Here is a 3937-nt window from a genome sequence, read left to right as displayed (position 1 = left end):
GCGCAGAGGATAGGACGCACCTGCCCCACCGGCCGTGCGATCAGCGACGAGTCGGGCAACTTGCCCATCAGCACCGCCACGTCCAGGCCCTCTTCATGCAGGTTCGGGAAATAGTCGTAGTAGTGCGCCTCCAGGCGCACGCCGGGATAACGCTCCATATAACTGGCCAATACCGGCGCCATCACATAGCGGCTGAACAGTAACGGCAAGAACACTCGCAGATTGCCTTGGGCCTCGACATGCAAGCCCTTGGCCGAAGCTTCGGCGGCCTCCACGGCCGCCAGCAAGCGCGCGCAATCGGCCAGGTAAGCGTGGCCTGCGTCGGTCAAGCTGACACCTTGGGTATTGCGCAACAGCAACGGCACGCGCAAGCGCGCTTCCAGCCGTGCAATCGCCCGTACCAAGGTCGGGCCGGAAACGTGAGCTGCGCGCGCCGCTGCCGCCAGGCTCGATTGCCCGGCCAATGCGGTGAACAGTTGCATATCGCGGTAACGCTCCATCAGCCGCGCCGCTTCATCGTCGGGTTCAGAGCAATGTCCTGGCCCAGGCGATGGGAAAGGAAATCCACGAACGGGCTGACCTTGGCCGGCACGCGGACGCTTTTCTGGAACACTACCTGGATCGGCAGCGGTGCCGGTTCGAAATCCTCCAGCACAATTTCCAGCTCACCCGCCGCCACCGCCGCCGCCACTTGGTAGGACAACACCCGCGTCACACCCCAACCCATTTGAGCCAGGTTGATCGCCGCATGGTTCGCGCTAACCACCAGACGCGGCTCGATAGGCACCGTCAGCGGCTGGCCCGTTTCGACAAACACCCACTCGTTCACCCTTTGGCTGGCGGACGATGTGGCGATCTTGAATTCACGCAATTGCGCAGGATGTCGGGGTCGCCCGTGTTGATCGAGAAAAGCCGGCGCCGCACAGACCACTCGGCGCACCTCGCCGACCTTGATGGCCTGCTGCCCCGGCTCATGCAGATGACCGATGCGCACGGCAACGTCGACGCCTTCGTCGGTCATGTTCACCACGCGGTCGACCAGCAACGCGTTGATCGTCACCAAAGGGAAACGGTCCAGGTAATCCCCCAGTACCGGCGCTACATACCGCTCGCCAAACAACACCGGAGCAGTCACCGTCAGGTGCCCGCACGGGATGGAATAACTACCGGCCGCCGCTTCTTCGGCTTCATCAAGTTCTGCCAGGATGCGCCGACAATCCTCCAAGTAACGCTGGCCGGCTTCGGTCAAGTGCAAGCTGCGCGTGGTGCGCGCCAGCAACTGGGTGCCGATGCGCTCCTCCATGGCGGCAATGGCTCGAGTCACGCTGGGCGGCGAGGTTTTCAGGCGGCGCGCGGCCGCGGCGAAGCCCTCCTCCTCGGCCACCGCAAGGAACACCTGCATTTCATGAAATCGATCCATCGGCGCCCCTTCTGAACGTTACTGTGATTGCAGGCCCGCCGCCGTGCGAGGCATGCCGACAAAGCCCGGCAACGCCTCGATACTGGCTAGCCAGGCCCGCACATGAGGGTAGTCGGCCAGCGACACATTGCCTTCCGGCGCGTGAGCCACATAGGAGTAAAACGCGACATCGGCGATGGTCGGCTGCTCGCCGACCAGAAATCCAGTCTGACTCAGTTGCTGTTCCACCAGTTTCAGCAAGGCATGGGAACGGGCGATGGCATTGACGGTGTCGATCTCGGCGCCAAACACCACGGCCAGGCGTGCTGACGCAGGCCCTACATGCAACTGACCGGCCGCGGCCGACAGCCAGCGTTGTACACGTGCCTGGCCCACGGGGTCACTCGGCAGCCATTGGCCTTTGCCGTAAGTGGCCGCGAGATAGACCAGAATCGCGTTGGAGTCCGCGAGCACGACACCGTTGTCGTCAATCGCCGGGACCTGCCCGAAGCTGTTGATATCAGCGAGAAAACCGGCGGTTTTGTGCGCGCCCTGCTTGAGGTCCACCAGGACAAACTCCGTGGGCAGGCCGAGCAGGGACAGCATCAGCTCGACGCGGTGTGAGTGGCCGGACAACGGAAAACCGTAGAGTTTGATCATGAAAGGCTCCAAAAGAGTGGGATATCGGCGCCCCGGATATTCCGCCGCTGCTCCGCCCGTTGGAATCACCAGGATTCACAATCCAGCATTTCACCCGATGAAACAATCACTCGACGAGTCTATCGACCGCAAAGCGCGCCCGACAGGCAAAAGGGGGACAGGTTCTGGCACGAATTATCAAGCACCCGGGAGCGACTGGAGCGTTGCCAAGAGTCTGTCTACGCTCTGCACCGAGTGGAGCAAGGAATCGTTCCGCCGCTCCACGTATTCAAGGAGCAATACCCATGAAAGGATTACGCACGCCCATCGCCATGGCCCTCACGGCGCTGGCATTCACTGCCCATGCCGATCAAGGCAGCGATACCGTCACTCGACTCAACCAACTCTACAACGACACCCGCCAGGACTGCGGTGGGCCGTCCAAACCCGCCTTCCTGTGTTCTGGCGTCTTGTTCCGCGCCACGTGGCCCTCCACCGACTATCAGTTCTACAGCGTCAGCCCGAAAAGCCAGGCCAGTGGCGGCGTATCCGCGTCATACCTGCGCAAGGACTCCAAGTACCGCAAGTTGGCCTACGGCCTCAAAAGCGGCTTCATCTTCGACACCATTTTTGGCAACCCCAAGGACCATCAGGACTATGCGGTGCTGTGCTCGTTCCCCATCGACGCGGCCACCGACGATCGCAACCAGCAAGGCTGCACCGACTCACGCCGAACCCCGGGGGTCGTCGAAAAGTACTGCCATGAACAAGGCATCACCACCGCCGAGCAATGGGGCGCCAACTACAAACAGAACCGTGGCGACCACTCGCGCCAATGCTCCTTTGACGTGCGCGACGAACGCAACACCGCTGCAGGCCCGGCGTTCTATCAGAGTATCCGGGCAATGGCGACGATTGCCGACGAATCCTTCACGACCCAGAACGAACTGCGCCTGGCCAAGTGGGAGGAAAACCCGCCGAAGTCGCCGTCGATCCTGGCCTTGTTCTACACCGAAGACGCCGGCCTGGAAGGCGCCCGCTTGAACCAGTTGCAGTGGTACAAAGCCGTGGGCCAATACTTGCCGGTGATCAATATGAAACTGCCACAGACCCGCCAGCAAGAAGCCTCATTCGCCTACGACAGCAAGAAGCAGGTCATCCAGCCCATCACCGAAAAGAACAGCTGCGAGCGATACGTGCAAAGCGCAACCTGGGTGGAACGTGACGACCCAGGCTTTGGTCGCAAGGTCATGACCCTGGAAGTGACCCCAACCGACTGCGGCCGCCAAGTCAAAGACGGCCAGACCAACAACTTCTTTAACGAGCTGGCCAGCGACCACTACCTGGATGCCGACTGGAAGGACAACCCGGACAACCGCGATAGCAACGTCGGCAGCATGCGCCGCCAACTGGTCTGTCACTTCAATATCGCCCGCAACAAACCGGAATGGAACCTGGAGCCTTCGCGGCCGTATACCTCCAATGAGGATTCGATTGCCAAGGGCTGCAACAACACTTGAGGCAAGACCTCAGGCACGTTCCTCAAGCCGATCACGCAAAAACCGATGGCTCGTGGAAAACAACCGCCGGTAGGTGAGCAACACCGCACCTACCGTGCCCAACGCCGAGGATGCCGCGATCAAAAACATGATCACGATCTGGTAACGCACCGCATCCACCGGGCTCTCCCCCGCCAGCACCTGGCCGGTCATCATGCCGGGCAAGCTGACAATCCACACGACGGTCATCTGGTTCAGCGTCGGAATCATCCCGGCCCGCACAGCCTGGCGAATCGCATCCTGCGCCGCCTCCCAGCGTGAACCACCGAGGGCCAGAATCATCTCGATGGTATTGCGACCGGAGGTCAGCTCCTGAGTCATACGCTCAATCCCCAGAGAC

At 61.4% G+C, this 3937-nt stretch carries 5 protein-coding genes; 1 reads left to right on the top strand and 4 read right to left on the bottom strand.

The window, feature by feature from the left end; genetic code table 11:
* The 3 genes from ACRESD_RS08670 to ACRESD_RS08660 all read right to left on the bottom strand — a co-directional run.
* A partial coding sequence (locus tag ACRESD_RS08670; RefSeq protein WP_431750545.1) for a LysR family transcriptional regulator occupies positions 1 to 500 on the bottom strand: 500 nt, incomplete at its 3' end.
* Positions 500 to 1420 carry a LysR family transcriptional regulator gene (locus ACRESD_RS08665; RefSeq protein ID WP_431750544.1) on the bottom strand — a complete coding sequence of 307 codons (921 nt, stop codon included), beginning with the start codon at positions 1418 to 1420 and terminating at the stop codon, positions 500 to 502. The genes ACRESD_RS08665 and ACRESD_RS08670, both read right to left, overlap by 1 nt.
* 18 nt (positions 1421 to 1438) lie before the next feature.
* Positions 1439 to 2059 (bottom strand): glutathione S-transferase family protein, encoded by a 621-nt coding sequence (locus ACRESD_RS08660; RefSeq protein WP_431750543.1) that lies wholly within the window; start codon positions 2057 to 2059, stop codon positions 1439 to 1441.
* Between the two features lie 284 nt (positions 2060 to 2343).
* Here ACRESD_RS08660 and ACRESD_RS08655 point away from each other — a divergent pair, with 284 nt between their 5' ends.
* Positions 2344 to 3558 (top strand): DUF2599 domain-containing protein, encoded by a 1215-nt coding sequence (locus ACRESD_RS08655; RefSeq protein WP_431750542.1) that lies wholly within the window; start codon positions 2344 to 2346, stop codon positions 3556 to 3558.
* A 9-nt stretch (positions 3559 to 3567) separates the two neighbouring features.
* On the opposite strand, the gene ACRESD_RS08650 is transcribed toward ACRESD_RS08655, so the two are convergent.
* The coding region (locus tag ACRESD_RS08650; protein ID WP_431750541.1) for an ABC transporter permease at positions 3568 to 3937 on the bottom strand (370 nt) is incomplete at its 5' end.

It is taken from the genome of Pseudomonas sp., from assembly GCF_050739995.1.
GTDB lineage: Bacteria > Pseudomonadota > Gammaproteobacteria > Pseudomonadales > Pseudomonadaceae > Aquipseudomonas.
Note: the sequence above shows the minus strand (reverse complement) of the source record. Positions and strands in the feature narration are given on the sequence as shown.

Excerpts from the sequence above, each read along its gene's own strand:
- ACRESD_RS08665 (WP_431750544.1), bottom strand. The coding sequence starts at position 1,420 with ATGGATCGATTTCATGAAATGCAGGTGTTCCTTGCGGTGGCCGAGGAG.
- ACRESD_RS08660 (WP_431750543.1), bottom strand. The coding sequence starts at position 2,059 with ATGATCAAACTCTACGGTTTTCCGTTGTCCGGCCACTCACACCGCGTC.
- ACRESD_RS08655 (WP_431750542.1), top strand. The coding sequence starts at position 2,344 with ATGAAAGGATTACGCACGCCCATCGCCATGGCCCTCACGGCGCTGGCA.